The organism is Deinococcus pimensis DSM 21231, from assembly GCF_000519345.1.
GTDB classification, from domain to species: Bacteria; Deinococcota; Deinococci; order Deinococcales; family Deinococcaceae; genus Deinococcus_A; species Deinococcus_A pimensis.
The window spans coordinates 210,048-229,232 of record NZ_KI912675.1 but is presented as its reverse complement, the minus strand read 5'-3'; the positions used below and the strand labels follow the sequence as shown (position 1 = coordinate 229,232).

Genomic DNA, 19,185 nt, shown 5'->3' with positions numbered 1-19,185 from the left:
CCGCACCGCCAGGGTGCGCCCCCGGGGCTGGTCGGCGCGCGGTCCGTCCGGAGGGGCGCGTCTGGCCCTTTCGGGCCCCCTCGGGGTGACCCGCGTGGAGGACGCGAGGAGCACGCCGCGCGCCGCACCCTGAAGGCACGACCGGCCGGGTGGCCGGCGAAAGGAGAACGCATGAGCACCACCGACTGGATCGTGAACGTCAGCATCCTCGTCCTGATGATCGTCACCGTGATCGGCACGCGTAAAGTCACCCTCGCGACGTTCCTGCGTCCCCTCGTGATCGTCGGCGCGGCCGGGGTGTTCTTCCTTCAGGGGCTGCCCACGGCGGGGCATGACGTGCAGCTCGAACTCTTCGGGGTGCTGCTCGGCGTGATCTTCGGGGTGCTCGCTTCGGCCGCGTCGAAGGTGCGGCGCGCTGGGGCGGACGTGGTCGTGCAGTCCGGTCGGGCGTACGCGCTGGTGTGGTTCGCGGCGATCGGGTTGCGGGTGGCGTTCGCGCAGCTCGCGACGCAGAACCCTTCGTTCGGACGGCTCGTGGCGACGTTCAGCGTGCAGCACCAGATCACCGGGGCGGACGCGTGGCGCGCGGCGTTCGTGCTGATGGCCCTGGCGATGGTCGTGACGCGGGTCGTGCTGATTGCGGTGCGGGCGAACGTCACGCGGGACGCGCCCCTCGTGACGTCCCCGTGAAGCGGATGTCCCTTCCCAAACCTGTCGAGCTGCGCGATCAAGCGTCTCTGGCGCGTACGTCAACGTCGTGAAACCGCTGGGCCTGCCGTCCGCCCGCGCCGGACCGCCCAAGAAGGTCGCGTGCCGTTCCCAAGTCCTCGTTCCTGATTCCTCCCGGAGGTACCCCATGTCCAAGCTCCTCACCGTCCTCGCTGCCGCGCTGCTCCTCAACGGCTGTTCCACCTTGATGCCACTCTCGACGCGCGGCGCGACCAAGCCGCTCGACCTGACGGGGGTGACGCGCGTCAACGTGATCACGTTCGACGGAAACGTACGGATCACCAACGACGCCCGCGTGACGAACGCGGGAGCGGTCGCCCTCACCTTGCGTGGGAACACGGGTTACCGGGTGGAGCGGGTGGATGGGACGCTGTTCGTCCGTGGGTTCGACGTGGGCCCGTGGGTGCCGGGGCATGGGGTGGACGTCACGTTGACGCTTCCCGCGGGGATCGGCGAGGACGTCGTCACGACGAACGGCGCGGTCGTCGTGACGGGTGGCGCGCCCGAGGTGACGGCGCGGACCACGAACGGTCCCGTGAGTGTCGCGGGGGTGGGCGCGTCGACCGTGAAGGTGGCGAGCACCAACGCGGACGTCACGGTGCGGGACGTGACGGGCCCGGTCGAGGTGAGCACCACGAACGGCGCCGCCAGCGTCCTCGACGTCACGCTCCCTGCTGCCAGCTTGAGCTCGGTGGAAAGCACCAACGGTCCTGTCCGCATGTCGGGGCTACGTGTCCCGTCGGGGGTACGGATCACGGCGGACGGTGAGGCTGGTCGCACGCACGTGACCTGGCCGGACGCGACGGTCAGGGTCGACGGTGGACACGCCGAGGTGGAGGTGCCGGGCGTGGCGCCCGCGACGGTCAAGCTGAGCACCACGAACGACGGCATCAACGTGACGGAGTGACGCCGTCGGAGGTGAGGTGAGCATGGATGGCGCGGTGGACACGCGGGGCAGCGTGGCGTGGCGGCGGCCGGTCTGGTCGGAGGACGTATGGGTGGTGCAGGGCAACCCGGCGCACACGAGGCTGCTCGACGCGATGGTCAGTACGCACAGTGTTCGGGTGCCGGGTTGTTTAGCGACGTCGGACGCGTCCCCACCGCTGGTTCCCTCAGAAGTGCGAGGTGTCGTGTCGTGATGACGTCCTTTCCCATCCCTGTGTCAGAGCGTTGGTCACTCCGGGCTGGTGCGCTCGAAGTGCAGGACGCTCCTCGGCTTCAACGGCTCCTTGAGGCGTGCGCGGACTACCACGCGCTCGTCGAGGGGACGGTCGTTGCCCCTGGGGCGGCGCAGGACCTCCTGACGGGCAGACCCACAAGCCTGCCTTCGGAGCGGAAGGTGCTGCTCGGTCTGTCGGACTCGGAGTTGCGTGGCGTGCTGGACGTGCTGGTCGGGTATCCGGACGACCGGACGTTCTACCTGGGGCTGCTGCTGCTCTCTCCCGAGGCGCGGGGGCACGCGACGGGACGGGCGGTGTACGCAGCGTTCGAGCGGTGGGCGGTCTCGCTGGGCGCGGAGCGTGTCGAGTTGGGCGTGGTGCGGGAGAACGTGCGGGCGCTCGCCTTCTGGGAACGTCAGGGCTTCCAGGTGTTTGACGTGACGCCGCCGAAGACGTTCGGCGTCAAGACACACGAGGTCCTGAAGCTCGATCGGTGGCTGCGTCGTTGAGCGCTCGTAAGCTGCGTCGTTGAGCGCTCGTAAGGAGTTCGGAGGCCCGACGCGAGTGCCCAGAGTCAGGGGATTCTTTTGATGATGCGGAACTCCGGAGCCTGATCGTCAGTGCGGGCAGGACAACGCGCCGCACCCTGACCGCTCACGACAACTGGCTTACCCGCAGCGGACGGCACCCACGCCACGTAAGCTGACCCTCATGGTTCGCTCGCCTCGGCCCGTCACGACAGACCGGCCCATCCGAGAACCGTACCGCTTTGTGAGCCCGCTTGAGCTCCTCAAGACCGCGAGGGGACGGTCACAGCCCTGACCGTCCCCTCGTGTCTGTCGCCGCGTTCGCTCAGGGTTGGTGACGACCGAGGAACATGAAGGTGTCCTTCGGGTACGCGTCGTACTCCAGCAGGTTGCGCTCCGACGCAGGTGAGCCGAACAGCATGCCCGACTTGCGCACCAGTGTGCCGCCCGAAGGGAGGATTGGCTTGTCCGTGGTCGCGGTCGGGTCACCGAGGACGTCCACGATCACCCCGTCCTTCTTCAGGACCAGCGCGTTCAGGCTGTACCCCGCGAGGCTGAAGTACGCCTCCTCGTTGTAGTAGTACGCGCTGGTGATGTCGAAGAAGTCGTAGAAGTTGCTGTTGAGGATGATGTACGGCATCCCCGGGTAGAACGGCAGGAAGGGAAGGCTGAACACCCGCACCTGACCGGTCGCCTTGACGTACTGGTAGAAGAACAGCTCGTACCCGGACTGCATGCCGCTCGCGCCGTCATCCGGGTAGTACACCTGGATGGCGGCACGACCGTTGCTGCCCTCGACGTAGTCGCTGATGAACGCCTGCCGCACACCGCTGATGGCCCGGACCGTCTGCGAGACGCTCGCGCCGCGCGTGTCCGTGGCGGTGACGGTGACGTTCGCCCAGCCACTGCCGCTCACGTTCACGGTCTGCCCGGAGACGCTCGCGGTCACGCCGGGCGCGTCGCTCGTGGCGGTGATGGTCAGCGCGTCCCCGTCCGGATCGCTGAACGCCGAACTTCCCGCGAGGACCGCGCTTCCTCCGCGGGTGAACTTCACGTCCGCGAGCGACGCGATGACCGGCGCGCGGTTCGGGGCGGCCTCGGTGGCCGTCACCATGAAGGACGTGCTGACCGTCCCGCCCCGCCCGTCCGCCGCGTGAATGGTGACGGTGGCGGCCCCGGCGCTCGGGGTAGGCGCCATGATCTCCAGCGACGAGCCGCTGACAACCACGGGAATCAGACCGGGGTCGCTGCTCTCGGCGGTAAAGGTGAGCGGGTCGCCGTCCGCGTCGCCGAACACGCCGCTGAGGTCGACGAACTTGCTGGTGCCCGCCGTGACAGTCAGGTCGCCCAGGGCGTTCGTCACGGTGGGCGCGCGGTTGGCCGCCTGGACCGTGACGGTCACGGCGTCGCTGACCGTGGCGTTGCCCTCCGCGTCGAGGGCCGTCACGCGGTACGTGTGCGCGCCCACCGGAAGGTCCGTCAGGTCGAACGTCACGCCGAACGCGCCGTCCCCGAGGAGCGTCGCGTCCTTCGTGACGACCGTGTCGTCACCACGCTTCAGGCGGAAGGCCGTCACGGCGACGTTGTCCCGCGCGCCGGCCGTGAGGGTCACGTGGCCCGGCGCGGTCAGGGTGATGTCGGACGCGACGAGCGTGACGTCCTTGGGGTTCTCGACGTCGCGGGCGGTGAAGGTCGCGTCGAGCGTGGCGGTCTGGCCGGCGGTGACGGTGACGGCCGTGCCGCCGGACGCGGTGTAGGTGTAGCCGTCACCGGGCGTGAGGGTCGCGGTGAGTTCGTAGCGGCCGGGTGTGAGGCGCGAAAGGTGCGCGCCGTCCGGAACGGTGACTGTCCCGCCGTCGGGTCGGCGGAGGGTGAGGGCCGCGTTCAGGGGGACACCCGTGAAGTGGACGTCCAGCGCGCCGGTCGTGGCGGCGTACGTGAGCGAGGCGCTCGTCGTCTGACCCGCCGTGACGGTGACGGGCGTGGGCGGAGCTTCGAAGTCGTAGTCGCCCACGGTGAGGGGCGTGCCGTTCAGGGTGTACGCGTCGGGGGTGAGGTGGTCGGCGGCGCTGCTCGTGACGTCGGTCGCGTGCCCGTGCGTGTCGGTGAGGGTGAGGTGGATGGGCGCGTCCTGTGGGGCCTGCACGTTGACGGTGACGCGCCCGTCGATCGCGGCGTACGCGCTCGTGATGGTCGTGGTCTGACCGGCGGTGAGGGTGACGGTCGTGTCGGGCGCGCGGTACGTGAAGCCCCCGGCGTTCACGTCGGCGCTCACCAGGGTGTACGTGCCGGGCTTGAGGCCCGGCGTGGGTGCGCCGGCCGTGACGGTCGTGGTGGCGTCCTGGGGGTCACGCAGGGTCAGGGTGGGCGTGACGCCCGTGGGGAGGCCAGTGACGGTGACGTCGAGGGTGGCGGTGCTGACGCCGTACGAGACGGTGGCGTTCGCGGTCTGCCCGGCGGTGACGGTGAGGGCGGCGGGGGTGATGGTCGGCGCGTACGTGTCGCCGCCCCACGTGACGTCACGCGCGGTGAGCGTGTACGCGCCGGGGGTGAGGTCGTCGAGGGTGACGTCTTCCGCGCTGGTGAACGTGCGGGTGAAGCCGCCGGGACCGTCGAGGGTGACGTCGGGCGTCACGCCCGCCCTGGTGAGGACGTTGACCTTCGCGCGGCCGGTGATGGGCGCGAAGGTCAGGGTGGGGGTGCTGGTCATGCCGAGCGTGACGTCAAAGGTGACGGGGTCGGCGTGGTAGGTGAGGCCGCCGGTCTTGACGTCGGTGGTGGTCTTGAGGGTGTACGTGCCGGGTTTGAGGTTGGTGGCGAGCAGGTCGGCGGGGATCTTGTAGGTGGCGCCCGTGTCGCTCTGGAGGCGCAGGGTGGGTTTGACGCCGCTGGGCAGGCCGGTCCAGGCGATCTGGGCGTTGCCGCTGAGGGTGAAGGCGCCGCCGCCGGCGGTCTGTCCGGCGGTGACGGTGAAGGTGCTGCTCTGCCCGTTCGGGCCGGTGACGACGTACGTTCCGGGGGTGAGGTTGGTCAGGACGTAGGTGCCGTTGCCGTTGAAGGTCTTTTCATAGCCGTTCGGGCCGGTGACGGTGACGGTGGTGACGACGGCGGCGGCGTGGACGGCGTTTGCGTCGGGGGTGGGGTCGAGGTCGCCGACGATGACTTCGAGCGCGCCGGTGATGGGGACGTAGGTGATGTTGAGGGTGGGTGTTTCGCCGGGGTGGACGGTGACCGTCTGTGTGGGGGCGGCGTAGTCGTAGCGGCCGCTGGCGTAGGGGGCGGCGGTGATGGTGTAGGTGCCGGGGGGGAGGTTGAGGCGGCCCTGCGCGTCGACGTGGTAAGTGGTGCCGTCGGTGGCGGTGGCGGTGATGGTGGGGGTGTGGCCGTCGGGGGTGGTGATGGTGATGGTGGTGGGGGTGACCGTGGGGGTGGTGTTGGGGTAGAGGTGGCCGCAGCCGGTGAGGAGCAGGATCCCGGTGAGGAGCAGCGCGGGGCGTTGCCGAGACAACATCTTCATGAAGATAAGCTAAAGACGCTTCTCTTTCAGCACTGTCACAAACCTGGCTGCCCCTTGGACGGGGACGAAGATCTCAGGTGCTGGTTCACCATCCGTCGCGCATCATCCCTGAGGGCGCCTCTCGCACCGACCGGCCCCCAGCCCTGGCCCCTACAACGAGGAATTCCTCGTCGTCGTGACGGTCGAGTACCGCCTCGCGCCCGAACACCCGTACCCGGCGGGGCTGCGTAACTGCTACGCCGCCCTGACGTGGACGGAGGCGAACGCCGAGGAACTCGGGGTGGACCCCACACGGCTCGGCGTGTACGGTGGCAGTGCCGGCGGCGCGCTCGCGCTGGCCGCCGCGCTCATGGCGCGTGACCAGAAATCGCAGCTCCACGCGTTGGAAGGACTCGCCGAGGACCAGGCCCCACGCACGGACCTCTTCTACGCCAGCACGACGGGCTGCTTGGGCCACGCCACCCAGAACGTCGCGCCCACCTCCGGCTTCCCCTCCGCCCACACCCGCGCCCCGAACCGCTCGCACACCCGCCGCACCACCGCGAGCCCTACCCCAGCGCCCTCGAATGTCCCACTGGGGTGCAGCCGTCGGAACACCCGGAACACCTCATCCTTGAAACGCATGTTGAGTCCGACGCCGTTGTCCTCCACCCCGAGACACACCTCACCAGCGGTTTCCTGCACTCGCACTCGAATCCGCGCTTCCTCGCGCGTACTCGTAAACTTCAGGGCGTTCGACAGGAGTTCGGTCAGCACGACCTGTAAGGTCTGACTGTCGCCCTGCACGACCGGAAGGGCGTCCGCGCTCCACTTCACCTGGCGTCCCACGCACTGAGGGTCGAGGTCCCGGCGGACGGCGTTCAGCACCAGCCCGAGGTTCACTTCCCGCAACCTGACCCGCGCGCGGGTGGTGCGGACGTACCCGACGAGCGCCGCCATCATCGACGTCGCCTGGGAAAGCGCGCGTCGGGCGGACCCGAAGTGCTGCTCGACGCCGTCGCTGTGCACGCCCACCTCGCGGTGCAGCAGATCGAGGAAGCCCGACGCGCGGTGCACAGCGGTCTGCACCTCCCCACTGAGCGCCCGGACGATCTCCTCCACCTCGTCGCGCTGCGACACGAGCCGCGCGGAGACGTCCCGCACCTGTCCTTCCACCTGGTCGCGCTGGAGCGTCAGCAGCTCGACGGCGTCATGCTGGGCCTTCATGTCCATCAGCGTCACGAGGTACTCCACGACCTTCGTGTCCTCACCCCGGGCGGACACGCTCAGACAGACCGGCAGGGCAGGGCCTTGGGGCGGCTGGAGCTGAAGATTCACGCCTGGCGCGCCGGGCATGTTGGAGGCAGCGCCCTTGAGCAGCGCGTGGTAGGACGTGAGCGAGGACCCCGCGATGAACACGCTCAGCGCCTTGTTCAGGAGTCGCTCCACGGGTCGGCCGAGCAGGACGCGTGCCGCGGCGTTCACTTCACGGATGAGGCCCTTGGGATCGAGCACGAGCTGCGCCGTGGGCGCGGCCTCGAAGCGCGCCTTCATGGTTTCGGCACGTGCACTGAACTCCTGGGCATCGCGGCGGAGGGCGTCGTTCTGCGCCTGGAGGTCAAGAAAACGGGCCTCAAGCAGCTCAGCGGTCTCTTCAGTGGTACGGGTGATGGACGGCGACGTGGCCGCGTCGTGGGAGCTGGTCATGAGCTGAACCTCGGGAGCCAGAGGGCGAATCCGATGGTGTCCTCAGGACCAGGGGATCGAGCTGAAAGTCAGCAGGGTACGGGGAGCGTAACACACGGGGAAGAAAGGACGCGCGAGAACGAACGGATTCCTTGGGGTGGAAGAGTGGGCCGTGTCTTCACGCTCGGCTCGCGTGGCGTCAGGACGCGTCTCTATCCGGACGCTTGTCTGTCGAGACGAACCTCTCCGTGACCTTCGCGTGTGGTTCCAGCACGCACTCCCGGTCATGCTGCCCGTCGAGCTGCTCACGCAGCCGAGCGATCTTCGCCTGCGTTCCCCGCGCCGCCGCTTCCAGCTCAGCAAGACGCGCCCGTGCCGCCTGCGCCTGCGCTTCCATCCCGGCGAGCTCCTGCTCGTCGTGCGCCGCGCGCTCCTCCAGGTGGGTGATGTGCACGTGAGTCGACGCGAGTTCCTGCTCCAGCTGCTTGGGGTGAGCCGGACGGTGCCGGGGTTGTTCTTCGTGGGGTTGTCAGGGCAGCGGGCGCGGCGACCATCGCGTCGAGCGAGCCCTGCGCGGCGAACTTGTTCGGCGCGGTCAGGAACGGCCGCCCGGTAAGGCGAGCCAGTTCCGCCGCGATCTTCACCCCGAAGTCCGGCAGGCTGTTGAGTCCCGTCCCCACGGCCGTCCCGCCGGCCGCGAGCTGGTACAGGCCCGGCAGGGCCGCGTGGATTCGTGCGAGCGCGTCCGTGAGCTGCGTGACGTACCCGGACCATTCCTGCTCGACCGTGAGGGGCGTGGCGTCCTGCAGGTGCGTGCGGCCGATCTTCACGACGTCCACCCACGTCAACGCCTTCTCGTGCAAGCGGTCGATCAGCGCCTGCACGTTCGGGATCAGGCGTCCGCACAGTTCCTCAACGAGCGCGAGGTGCATCGCGGTGGGAAAGGTGTCGTTCGACGACTGCGACATGTTGACGTGATCGTTGGGATGCACGGGAGTCTTGCTTCCGACGACGCCGCCCGCGAGTTGAATCGCGCGGTTGCTGATCACCTCGTTGACGTTCATGTTGCTCTGCGTGCCGCTGCCCGTCTGCCAGACGAACAGCGGGAATTCCGCGTCGAGCTTTCCGGCGATGACCTCGTCCGCGACCCGCATGATCAGCCGGGCACGCTCGGCATCGAGTTTTCCGGCGTCGAGGTTGACCTGCGCCGCGGCTTTCTTGACGAGACCGTACGCGTGGTACACCTCGATGGGCATCCGGTCGTTGCCGATGGTGAAGTGCAGCAGGGATCGCTGGGTCTGCGCGCCCCACAGGCGCGCGGCGGGAACCTTGACGGCGCCCATCGAGTCGGTCTCGACACGCCACTGGCCGCCGTCGAGCAGCGTCCCAGGGTCAGGGTGGCGTTCGGTGTCATCACGGTCCTCCTGCCTCGAAAAGTGAGGTGCGAGCGGCGAGGCTTCCCGGGGCTCAGCACGCGCTGAAGGTGAACGTCACGTTTTCGCCCTGGTTCCGTCACGTACGCTCCGCGGGCGTCACTTCAGGTTGAGCTTGAGCCATGCCGCGTGCACCTGTTGCGGGGTGAGGGCGGCCTTGCCCGAAACGTTGTGCACGTCCGTCAAGGTGAACGGTTTGAAGGTCTTGGGCAGAAGCGCGCGATGACCCCACGCGGTCGAGACGTAGTTCAGGACGTTCACGATCTGCGCGTCACTCAGCTGACCCTGCCAAGGCGGCATCACGCCGTTGTACGTCACGCCCTTGACCGTGATGGACCCCTGCATGCCATGCGCGACGACCTGCGTGAGGGTCGCGCGGCCCACGCAGCCGTTCTTGAGGACTTGCGGCACCACCCCGACCAGCGGGGGGAAGACACCGGGAACGCCCTGCCCGTTCGATTGATGACAGCTGGCGCAGCTCTGGTTGTACACGGTCTCGCCGTTGGGCGTGGCAGCGGCACGTTCCACGCGGGTGGTGGGAACGGATGTGACGCTCAGCATGGCGACGGCGGTCGCGGTGAGGCCAAGCGCGCCGAGGATGAGCTTGCCCTGCAGCATGAGGGTGTTCCTTTCTAACGGTACCGTTGTCGATCGAACGGCAACCTGAACGTGTGCCCGTCTGCGTCCGTGAAGCGCAGCGTCGCGACGTCCGCCGCGTGACGACCACGCAGATCGAAACGGTACGTGACGGTGCCGACCCAGCGGAACTCCACCCGTCCTTGCGCGTCACGGTAGTGATCGAGCGAAGCGGGTGAGCGCGCCACGCTGGCCGCGTGAACTTCACGGCCACCCTCGAAGGTCAGGCTCGCGGTGGTGAAGCGTGACATGAACGTCTGGTCTTCAGGGCCGCGGCTGTGCGCGTACACGATGAACTCCAGCTGATCGTCACGCGTCGAGAGGTCCCGCTCCGAGAAGGCCTTGCCCTGCAACGCGAGGAAGTACGCGGACCATCGGGCCCGTTCGAAGGGCGTACCGATCTGCACGGCCTCCACGGCCGCTTCGCCTCGCTTGACCGTGAACGCGTCCGGGACGCTGTACAGCAGGTACTCTCGGACGGGGTATCCGCGCAAGGCCGCGGCGAGGGCGCGTCCGGAGGCGAGCGCGTCACGCACGTCGTGCGCGTCGAGCGGTGAGGTCGCGCCCGCGCTGCTTCCGAGGGCGATCAGCGCGAGTGCCCGCACGGTGCTGCCGCGAAGCGCTCGGGCGGTGCGGGGTTCGATGACGACGTGCTGGGCGCGCATGGTTATCGCCCTCCGTCGAGCGCGAAGATCACGACCGTCGCGGCGCCCGTGGTGCGCCACAGGGTGCGTGAAGCGTTCCCGGCAGCCACCGCGACGTACTGTTTCCCGCCGACCTCGTACGTGACGACGCCCCCGCCGATCGCGGCGCCCGTCGGGAAGCGGTACAGCGTCTTGCCGGTGCGGGCGTCGAGCGTCAGGAAGTCCCCGTTGAGGTCCCCGGTGAAGATCACGCCGCCCGCGGTGGGCGTGACCGCCGCGACCATCGGGGTGGGCATCTGCACCTTCCATTTCACGCTTCCGGTGCGGGCGTTGACGGCGTGCACCCAACCCTTGGCCTTCTCGATCGGGTCGTACGCGCCAAAGCCGTTGAGGCTGCCGGTGTAGATGCTTCCGGCGACGTACCTCACCTGTCCGAGTTGCAGGGTGGAGCACCAGTCGACCGAGTTGACGAACAGCGTGCCGCCCGCCGGGTCGAAGGCCGCGCCGTTCCACTCGACGCCGCCCAGCGTGCCCGGGCAGAACCGCGTGCCCTCGGTGGTGAGGGGCGCCGACTCGTTCTCGACGGTGGTGACCTTGACTTTGTGCATCAGGGCGCGCGAAGCGCGGTCGTACAGGTACAGGTAGCCGCTCTTGCTGGGCACCGCCACGTACCCACGTCCACCCGCGTCATACACGGTGGGTGCGGCGGACGTGTCCCAGTCGTGATAGTCACTCTGGACCTGCTGCGCGTACCACGCGAGCTTGCCGCTGTCCGCGTTCAGTACCACCAGGGAGTTGGTGAAGAGGTTCCTGCCGGGCCGGTACGACGCGGCGAAATCCGGGGCCGGGTTGCCCACCGAGACGTACAGCTGCTTCTTCATCGGGTCGAGGGTGAACGACGTCCACATGCTGCCGCCGCCATGCGCGGCGGTGGTGGGCTTGTCCCAGGTGTCCGCGCCTTCCTGCGTGCCCGTCGGAATCACGTCGAAAGTCCAGATTTTCCTGCCGGTCCTGGCGTCGAAGGCGTACAGGTGTCCTTTGGCGCCCCAGTCCGCGCCGGCCTCGCCGATGAAGACCTTGCCGTTCCAGGCGATGGGCGCGGCCGAAAGGAAGTACCCCTGGCTGCTGTCGGCGACCTTGACGTCCCAGACGAGCTTGCCACTCTGCGCGTCGAGGGCGAGGAGGTGCCCGTCGGTGGTGCCGCGGTACACGCGGCCCTGCATGATCGCCACGCCACGGTTGGCGGGGAAGGGTTCGAGATTGGTGGGGGTGTAGGTGTGCGTCCAGAGCGTCTTGCAGGTGGTGGCGGAGAGGGCGTAGGTGCTGTGGGGCGTGGTGATGATCATGCGGCCCTGGTACACGACGGGGCCGGGCTGGAAGCTGCCGACCTCGCCGGTGTGGTACTGGCAGACGGGCGTGAGCCGCGCGGCGTTCTGCGGGGTGATCTGCCTCAGGGTGGAGAAGCGCTGCCCGAGGTAGTCCTTGTTGTACATCAGCCAGTCACCTTCACGGGACGCGGACGCGTTCAGTTCCTGCTGGGTGGGGCCGACGGTCTGAACTTGAGCGGTCCAGCCGTGGGAAGCGGGACCGAGCGCGCTGAGAGCGAGCAGGGAGGTGACGTGCGCGAGGCGGAATCTGGTCATGTCTTCTCCTGAAGGGAACACGTGACGTTCCTGGAGACGCGCCACGCCTGCGGGCGTGGCGCGCCCTGCTTAGACGGTGACGTCGGCGTGCAGGGTGAGTTCCGCAGCGTGTGTGCCCTCCAGGACGCGGTAGGCGTCCTGGACGCTGAGGGCGTCGCCGTGCGCGATCAGCAGGAACTGACCGGCCTGCACGGCGCGCTCGTACTTGACGATGTGCTGCCGGGAGATGCCGAGACCGGCCAGGGCGCCGAGCACGCCGCCCGTCGCGGCGCCTACCGCGGCGCCGCCGATCCCGCCGACGAGGGTGGTGGCGAGCGCGCCGAGCACGACGAGCGGACCGAAGGCCGGGACCCACAGGAAGGCGGAGCCCAGGAGCAGCCCGAAAATCCCCCCCGTCCAGGCGCCGGAGACGGCGCCGTCTCGGGCGACGTCCCCGGTGGTGACGTAGCCCTGCACTTCACGTTCGTTCTCGAAGTTGCGGGCGACGATGGAGACCTGCCGGATGGGGAAGCCGGCCGCGTCGAGAGTCCGGACGGCACGTTCGGCTTTGGCGAGTGAGTCGTACACGGCGGCGACGCTGTTGTCACCGGGACGGGTCGAGGACGGACGGTTGGACGCGTCGTTGTGGCGTGGGTGGTCGGTCATGGTGCTCCTCGAGTGGCGCTCAGAGGGGGACGGATGGACGAAAACGGATGGGCCGGTCTGGAAGGTCGCGCGACGGAGCGCGCAACGTCATCCTGAACCGCCGACTGACGCGCGCGCCAATACCTGCGTGTCCAGCTCATTCTGTTGAGGCATCAGTGGAGCGGCATGTCCGCTTTCACGCGCTGCCGCACGTCGACGGGCATCACCACATCCGTTGAGCGTTCAGTGAGGACGCCATGAGGCGTCCTTCAGGTCGGCGCCATCTGATTGCGGTTCGTGACGTGCATGTTGAGGATGGCGCTCAGAACGTCCACGTCTGCCTTTCCCGGCCCTGCTTCGTGCGGTGCCGCCCTCACGGCGCGCCCGCACGCCTCCACCGCCCCTCGCGGAGCGGCTGGACGGCACCGGGCCTTCAAGCGAGGTGCCTCCGTGACCACGTTCCACACGCCGGACGACGCCGCCAACGGTGAGCAGCGTCCCCTTGTATCCGCAGGACCACGCCCTTCAATGGTTCTTGCCCACCGACGAGCGCGCGGCGCGGCGCTGGTGGCCTTGTTGCTCGGGGTGAGCGCCGCACCGACCACCGCGCCCCTCCCACGGGTGGAGCCACTGGGCGCGGCGCAACCCGCCGCGCCGGGCACCCGCCCTGCCGCGGCCGTCCCTCAGCTCAACCTCGTGCCACCCGTGCCGGAAGTTCACCAGTTCGACGTGCTCGACAACGGCTACATCCGCGTCGCGCACGCCGTGGTCTTGCTCGGTGCACGACAGGCCGACCTCGCAAAGGCGCGCGCGACGGCCCTCGACGTCGTCCGGCGCGCCTTCGCGCAGGCGTCCGATCTCGCCGAGGTGGACGTCAGCGTGTACGCCAGGTCCGGCTACCAGGGGTTCGGCGGTCCACCGCCGCTGTTCACCAGCTCCGTTCCCAAAGACCGCCTGCGTGACTTTGAGCGGTTCGTGACGCAGGGAACGCCGTACGAGCGGGTCTGGCCGACCGGGAGCGCCACGCGGGTGACGGACGCGCCGTTCGCCGCGCGGACGATCGTCAACGACAAGGAGCGCGCCCTGCGGTTTCTCGGTTCGTTCGCCGACCTCGTCGAACAGCGGGCCCTTCAGGCCTACGCGCAACTTCACGGTGGCGTGCAGGGCGGACAGCTCTTCCACGGCAACCCACGCGCCTCCGTCGCCGCGCTGACCTTCGACGACGCGCCGCACCCGCTGTACATGCCGCTGCTGCTGGACCTGCTGCGCCGCGCGGACGTGAAGGCCACGTTCTTCGTGATCGGCCGCAACGCCGCCGCGTACCCGTACTTCGTGCGTGACATGGCGGAGCAGGGGCACGAGGTCGGCAACCACACCTACCATCACGTCCGCCTGCCCGGCCTCAGCGAAACCCAGATCCGCGACGAGCTGCGCCGCACCAACGACACCCTCAGGGCCATCACCGGCAGGACCGTCCGTTTCTTCCGTCCGCCTGGTGGGGAGTACGACGCGCGCACCCTCCGCCTCACGGCGCGAGCGGGACTCACCACGACCTTCTGGACCGACGACCCGGGCGACTTCGCCAACCCGGGAGACGGCACCGTCGAGGCGCGGCTCACGCGGCACCTGCGCCAGGGAGGGATCGTGCTTCTGCACGACAACGCGCGTGAAGCGCTCGAGGTGCTCGAACCCTTCACCCGCGTCGCCAGCGCGCGCGGCGTGCGGCTCTCCACCGTGACCGACCTGCTCGCGTCCCGCAACGCTCGACCGTCCCCTGCGCGCGGCCAGGCCACCGCGCGGTGAGGAGGACGCCACGAACGTGCCGTCGGGCCGTCCGTTCGGTCCTCGGGCACCCCGAACCGTTCGAGGTTCCGCAGCGCTTCGCACGCCCGGGCGCCGTGCTCTTCGTTACCGTATGACGCTCAACATCCGTACTTCCGGAGGATCATCATGCTCGACCACCGCAGCGCGCCCGACCTGTCCCGGCTACGACCGCACCCGCGCCGGGTTCTGCTTCCCCTCGGCGGTCAGTTCGACGAGGACCTGCTGGAGGACTACATCCTTCCGGTGGCGCGGGCGTTCCAGCTGACGCTGCACGCCGCGCACATGCTCGTCCCTGACGTCGAACTGGCCGTGGTCGCCGCTCCTGGCGAGTGGATCGACCCGACGGTACTCGAAACGCAGGAGGAACTCGAACAGGACCGTCTGCGCGGCGGGCAGGCCCTGCTCGCTGCGTTCGCCGATCGCTGCTGGTCCGCCGGTGTCGCCTGCGAAACCCGGCAGGACGTGGACAACGACGTCGACGGACTGCTCCGGCTGACCGCGGACGCGGACCTGCTGCTGCTCGCCGCGCGTGGTCATCGTCACCGCCGATTCATGAGGAGTTCCGTGTTCGATCAGTTGCTGCGCCGCAGTCCCATCCCCGTCTGGGTTCCATCCGCCGACGCGGTCGCGCCGCGCCGCCTCGTGGTGGCCTACGACGCCTCACGCCACGCGAAGGACGCCCTCCGGCAGGGTGCGGAGCTGGCCCTCGACTGGAGCCTGCCCGTCGAACTGCTGGTCGTGCAGCGAGAAGACGCAGGGCAAGACGGTGCCGAGACGATCCTCGAAGCCCAAACGTCCCTGCGCGAGCTGGGTGTGCCCGCCGTCGCGACGCATCTCACGCTCGGCACGCCCGGGGAGATCCTCGCGACCTACGCCCGTCCGGACACACTGCTCGTCCTTGGAGGGCACCGTCACGGCAGCGTTCTGGGTTTTGGGCGTGGTCATACGGTCGACGTCGTGCTTGAGGGCGCCCGCGGCGCCCTTATGGTGTGCCCCTGAACGTCGAGCGGCGCGGGACCACGCGGCGGTCCAGCAGGACGGCACGCGTCAATGCGCGTGCTTCGCCTCGACCCGCCGATCAGGTACGCGGTCGGCGCGTCAGGAGACCGGACGCGCCGGACGTGCCGGCTGACACGCGCCCGACCTGCAGGCGTCCCCGCAGCCACGGCTCGGTCAGGTTCGGCGGGCTCGTGTCGTCGTGGCTTGCGAACGGCGTGTCGTGAGCGCAGCGGGGCCGACACGACCGCCGAGGATCACGAGGCGTGAGTGCGGCGCTCCACGGGAGGATCAAGCGTGCTGACCGCTGTGTTGTGCGTACTGGTTGTCGTGGTCATCGTGACGTTGTCGCTGCTTGGCATGCTGAGCCTGCGGCGTTTCGTGACGCTCGCGCGCCTCGAAGAGCACAATCAGGTCGCGGGCTTCATCTACGCGGTGGTGGGCGTGTGTTCGTCGGTGCTGCTGACCTTCGTCGTCGTGGCCGTCTGGCAGCAGCAGGTGGACGTGCACGCCCGTGTCGAGCAGGAAACCAACGACCTCGTCGGGCTGTATCGTGACGCGCAGGCCTTTGCGCCTGAGACGAGAAGCATGCTGCGCGCGGACCTTCGGGCCTACGCCTTGTCCGTGCTAAACGCGGAATGGCCGGCGCTGGCAAGCGGACGGCGCAGCCCGGCGACCGAGCGGCGCTTCACGACGTTGGTCTGCCGGTATCAGCACGTGCGTCCGACCTCCACGGCGGAGGAGGCGTGGTATCGGACGACGCTTGACCGACTCACCCGGCTGGAGGACAACCGACGTCTGCGCCTGATGAGCGCCGCGTCGACCATCCCGCCCTTGATGTGGTCGGTGTTGTGGTTGACGAGCGCCGTCACCATCGCCTTCTCGTTCTTCTTCGGGACCCGCAACGTGGCCGCGCAGGCGTTGATGGTGGGCGCGTTGTCCGGCACCATCGCCCTGATTCTGTTTCTGGCGGTCGCGCTGGACCGCCCGTTTGGCGGCCCGATCCAGGTCCAGCCCAGCGGCTTCCGGGCGTTCGTGGACGCCACCGTGAACCAAGGTGACGTGATGCCACGTCCGTGCGGGTCGCAGTGACTTGGCGGTCGTAACTCCGCGCGGCGACGAGGACCAGCGACCCGGCTCGTGTCGCGTCGGCGCCAGCGAAGGGTCTGCCGTGACGTTCGGTCAGGGCGCCGATCTTCCGCAGGAGGCGTGGCGTTCGTGGTGACGTGGGGCGGACGCCGATCAGGTGCGCGGCCTGCGGGCGCCTGTTGGTCCTTGTGCACGGACGTCCGGACAGTGCCGCGTCAGGTTCGCGAGGTACAAGAAGACATGAAGATCGTGTTGCTGGCCGCCCTGACCCTGATGAGCTGCTCCACCGCCCTTGCGGGAAAGTGCGCGGTGGTCCGGCCGTTCGTCGAGACGGCGCAGGCGGCGCCGCTGGTCGTGCAGGCGACGGTGCTGCGTCACGTGCCGACGCTGCTGCCGCCCGGCTTCGTCGAAGTGCGGGTCAAGGCGGTGTACCGTGGCGCGCCCACCTCGATGACGTTGCGTGTCTTTGACGCCGCGACCAGTGAGCCGGTGCAGCCGGCGACGGCGCTTCCGGACGGTTCGACGTGGATCATGGCGCTCGAACCGACGTCGGGCGGTGAAGGATACCGGTTCCTGCCGTGCGCCAACGCGTTCGGCGCGCTGGTCGGGCGTGCCGTCTTCGCCAACGCCTACGGCAATCAGGACGTGCTGCTGCCACTCGACGAACTGCGCGGCCTGCTGCGCCGCTGACGGCGGGTCGCGTCAGGGTCCGTTCGTCGTGGTGTGTCGCGGCGAGATCACGTCGGACGCCCGGACGCCACCAGGCGTGACGTCAGGGCGTCGTGTCATCGGCCGCGGTCCGGTGGCCGCCCTGAGGCGCTGCGCGCCCCTCTGCGGAAGCGGGACCGATGATCACGGTTTCTCCGTCATCTCCGAGCGTCGAATGTACGTGTCGAAGTCCTGGTCGCTCACCCCGTAGGGCGGCGTCAGGAACGTGGCCGTCGCGATCAACTGACCGCCGCGCAGCGTGACCGGCAGTTGCGGGAGTGGACGTGGCGGCGGCCCGCCGATCACGGTGCAGCCTCGTTTGGGGTCGTAGTTCCCGGAATGGCAGGGGCACAGGTACGTCTCGTCCTGGTTCTTCCAGCCGACCGGGCACCCGAGGTGCTGACAGGCGGCGCTGTACACGACGATGCCTTCGGGCGCCGCCTGAAGGTCGGTGGGGGGGCGCAGGGCCGCGACGGGAAACCGCGAGATCAGGAGCAGGTTGTCCGGATCGCCACTCTTGACGACCGGCTGACCCGCGACGACGCCCTGGGGGTAGGCACGGGTAGGTTGCGGGGTCAGCGTGCCGGGGTCGACGGGCATGCCGGTCTGGTCGCCTTCGGCGTGGACCAGTACATCGCCCGAGGTGGGAGGGAGCCGGTCGGGTGTTTCACGAGTGACCGGGCGGGCGCTCCCGATGATCGTCAGGAAGCTCAGGCCGCTGACGCCGACGGTGACGCCGAGCGCGGCGTGCACGAATCGGCGGCGGTCAAGGTCAGGGTCGACGCTGCTGAACTTGGTCATTTCACACCTCTTTGGTGGGTCCGTTCCGGCGGTTGGCATGATCCGCGCGGTTCGTTGTGCTGCACGCCTGAGGTCCGGGGGCGCGTGCTGGCTCGGGTGGACGGACGGCGGGGTGGAACGCTTCTGGATGGACCTGCTCAAGTGATCAGGTTCCAATATTTTTCCATCACACCTTGTTCTATTGAAATGATGCGGTGTTTTTCATTATTCCAAACTGCAATATTTAAAAGTCGACACGATGTTGAATACAATAGGACCGGACGGGGAACGTTGACGTCGCACGGTTCGCTCCGGTGGGCCCTTCGAGGTGACGACGCCCGCACACGGACGGGAATGGCGCGCGCCGCTCCCGGGCAACCGCCATCAAGCGCCGACCCTGTCCCGGCCAACGTCACCCACTCGCCCCGTGAAAGGACTCATCATGACCCTGCAGGGAACTACCACGCTCGTCGTCGGCGGCAGCAGCGGGATCGGCCTCGCCACCGCGCTCGCCGTGCAACTTCAGGGCGGCCACGTGCTGCTCGCCGGTCGTGACCAGGAACGCCTCAGGGCGGCCCAGTTCCGTCTGAACGCCGAAGGCAACGAGGTGCACATCTTCTCGGTGGACGTGACCGCCGAACCCGACGTCCGCGACCTGCTGCTGCTGCTTCCACGATTCGATCACCTGGTCAGCACCGCGGGCGCAGGCTGGTCCGGTCAGATCAGCAGTGTCCACACCCACGCGGCCCGCGCGGCGTTCGACGGGAAGTTCTGGAGCAAGGTGTTTCTCGCCAAGTACGCGGCGTCCAAACTGCCCACCGGAGGCTCCATCACCTTCGTCTCGGGCACGTTGGGCGAACGTCCCGCCGGAGGTGCGGGCATCACGTCCGCCGCGAACGCGGCCGTCAATGCGCTCGTCAAGACCTTGGCGCTTGAGCTCGCGCCGTTACGGGTCAACGCGGTCTCTCCGGGGTTGATCGCGACCGAAGCGTACGCGTCGATGACGGCCGAAGCTCGAGACGCCATGTACCAACGCGCCGCCGCCACCCTTCCCGTCGGTCGCGTCGGCCGGCCGGAGGACGTCGCACAAGTCATCACCATGCTGATGCTCAACCCTTTCGTCACGGGAAGCGTCGTGTCGGTCAACGGTGGCGCGACCCTGTGAAGGGGCCGCACATCCGCACCTCGGTATGCCCGGAGGGCATCGGCA

General features: G+C 68.6%; 16 protein-coding genes and 1 pseudogene. 9 read left to right on the top strand and 8 right to left on the bottom strand.

What is annotated here, in order from left to right:
* Nucleotides 1-171: 171 nt before the first annotated feature.
* The 3 genes from DEIPI_RS0124950 to DEIPI_RS40655 all read left to right on the top strand — a co-directional run bounded on the left by DEIPI_RS0124950 (nucleotide 172) and on the right by DEIPI_RS40655 (nucleotide 2,398).
* Nucleotides 172-690 (top strand): hypothetical protein, encoded by a 519-nt coding sequence (locus tag DEIPI_RS0124950; RefSeq protein ID WP_027483582.1) that lies wholly within the window; start codon nucleotides 172-174, stop codon nucleotides 688-690.
* Nucleotides 691-856: 166 nt separating this feature from the next.
* Entirely contained in the window at nucleotides 857-1,636 is a 780-nt protein-coding gene (locus tag DEIPI_RS0124945; RefSeq protein ID WP_027483581.1) for a DUF4097 family beta strand repeat-containing protein, read from the top strand.
* Between the two features lie 432 nt (nucleotides 1,637-2,068).
* A complete protein-coding gene (locus DEIPI_RS40655) occupies nucleotides 2,069-2,398 on the top strand; it encodes a GNAT family N-acetyltransferase (protein ID WP_052352009.1) in 330 nt (109 codons plus the stop codon).
* A gap of 343 nt (nucleotides 2,399-2,741) precedes the next feature.
* Here the strand turns inward: DEIPI_RS40655 and DEIPI_RS0124935 are convergent, their stop codons facing one another.
* Nucleotides 2,742-5,933, bottom strand: coding sequence for a beta strand repeat-containing protein (locus DEIPI_RS0124935; protein WP_027483580.1), 3,192 nt, complete (start codon nucleotides 5,931-5,933; stop codon nucleotides 2,742-2,744).
* Between the two features lie 175 nt (nucleotides 5,934-6,108).
* Here DEIPI_RS0124935 and DEIPI_RS37050 point away from each other — a divergent pair.
* A pseudogene (locus DEIPI_RS37050) lies at nucleotides 6,109-6,294 on the top strand (alpha/beta hydrolase); the annotation flags it as partial.
* Between the two features lie 65 nt (nucleotides 6,295-6,359).
* Here DEIPI_RS37050 and DEIPI_RS0124930 read toward each other — a convergent pair.
* The 6 genes from DEIPI_RS0124930 to DEIPI_RS0124900 form a co-directional block, all read right to left on the bottom strand.
* Complete coding sequence (locus tag DEIPI_RS0124930; RefSeq protein WP_084474918.1) at nucleotides 6,360-7,619, bottom strand: sensor histidine kinase; 1,260 nt, start codon at nucleotides 7,617-7,619, stop codon at nucleotides 6,360-6,362.
* A gap of 335 nt (nucleotides 7,620-7,954) precedes the next feature.
* Nucleotides 7,955-8,941 carry a lyase family protein gene (locus DEIPI_RS34495; RefSeq protein ID WP_084474915.1) on the bottom strand — a complete coding sequence of 329 codons (987 nt, stop codon included), beginning with the start codon at nucleotides 8,939-8,941 and terminating at the stop codon, nucleotides 7,955-7,957.
* Between the two features lie 189 nt (nucleotides 8,942-9,130).
* Nucleotides 9,131-9,649: a c-type cytochrome gene (locus DEIPI_RS0124915; RefSeq protein ID WP_245588643.1), complete on the bottom strand. Its 519-nt coding sequence runs from the start codon at nucleotides 9,647-9,649 to the stop codon at nucleotides 9,131-9,133.
* A gap of 14 nt (nucleotides 9,650-9,663) precedes the next feature.
* Nucleotides 9,664-10,332, bottom strand: a complete 669-nt coding sequence (locus tag DEIPI_RS0124910; protein WP_027483576.1) for a hypothetical protein — start codon at nucleotides 10,330-10,332, stop codon at nucleotides 9,664-9,666.
* A gap of 2 nt (nucleotides 10,333-10,334) precedes the next feature.
* The gene (locus tag DEIPI_RS34490; protein WP_052352008.1) at nucleotides 10,335-11,954 is read right to left on the bottom strand and encodes a pyrroloquinoline quinone-dependent dehydrogenase; all 1,620 of its coding nucleotides are present in this window, start codon (nucleotides 11,952-11,954) and stop codon (nucleotides 10,335-10,337) included.
* 69 nt (nucleotides 11,955-12,023) lie between these two features.
* Nucleotides 12,024-12,599, bottom strand: coding sequence for a general stress protein (locus tag DEIPI_RS0124900; protein ID WP_045235124.1), 576 nt, complete (start codon nucleotides 12,597-12,599; stop codon nucleotides 12,024-12,026).
* Between the two features lie 507 nt (nucleotides 12,600-13,106).
* On the opposite strand from DEIPI_RS0124900, the gene DEIPI_RS0124895 reads away from it, so the two are divergent.
* From DEIPI_RS0124895 to DEIPI_RS0124880, 4 genes are all read left to right on the top strand, one after another.
* Nucleotides 13,107-14,381: a polysaccharide deacetylase family protein gene (locus DEIPI_RS0124895; protein ID WP_045235123.1), complete on the top strand. Its 1,275-nt coding sequence runs from the start codon at nucleotides 13,107-13,109 to the stop codon at nucleotides 14,379-14,381.
* 147 nt (nucleotides 14,382-14,528) lie between these two features.
* Entirely contained in the window at nucleotides 14,529-15,401 is an 873-nt protein-coding gene (locus tag DEIPI_RS0124890) for a universal stress protein (protein ID WP_027483573.1), read from the top strand.
* Between the two features lie 294 nt (nucleotides 15,402-15,695).
* Nucleotides 15,696-16,490 carry a bestrophin-like domain gene (locus tag DEIPI_RS0124885; RefSeq protein WP_027483572.1) on the top strand — a complete coding sequence of 265 codons (795 nt, stop codon included), beginning with the start codon at nucleotides 15,696-15,698 and terminating at the stop codon, nucleotides 16,488-16,490.
* A 237-nt stretch (nucleotides 16,491-16,727) separates the two neighbouring features.
* Nucleotides 16,728-17,177 (top strand): hypothetical protein, encoded by a 450-nt coding sequence (locus DEIPI_RS0124880; protein WP_027483571.1) that lies wholly within the window; start codon nucleotides 16,728-16,730, stop codon nucleotides 17,175-17,177.
* 162 nt (nucleotides 17,178-17,339) lie between these two features.
* On the opposite strand, the gene DEIPI_RS0124875 is transcribed toward DEIPI_RS0124880, so the two are convergent.
* Nucleotides 17,340-17,996 carry a Rieske (2Fe-2S) protein gene (locus DEIPI_RS0124875; protein ID WP_027483570.1) on the bottom strand — a complete coding sequence of 219 codons (657 nt, stop codon included), beginning with the start codon at nucleotides 17,994-17,996 and terminating at the stop codon, nucleotides 17,340-17,342.
* A 406-nt stretch (nucleotides 17,997-18,402) separates the two neighbouring features.
* On the opposite strand from DEIPI_RS0124875, the gene DEIPI_RS0124870 reads away from it, so the two are divergent.
* Nucleotides 18,403-19,140: an SDR family oxidoreductase gene (locus tag DEIPI_RS0124870; protein ID WP_157464034.1), complete on the top strand. Its 738-nt coding sequence runs from the start codon at nucleotides 18,403-18,405 to the stop codon at nucleotides 19,138-19,140.
* Nucleotides 19,141-19,185: the final 45 nt, after the last annotated feature.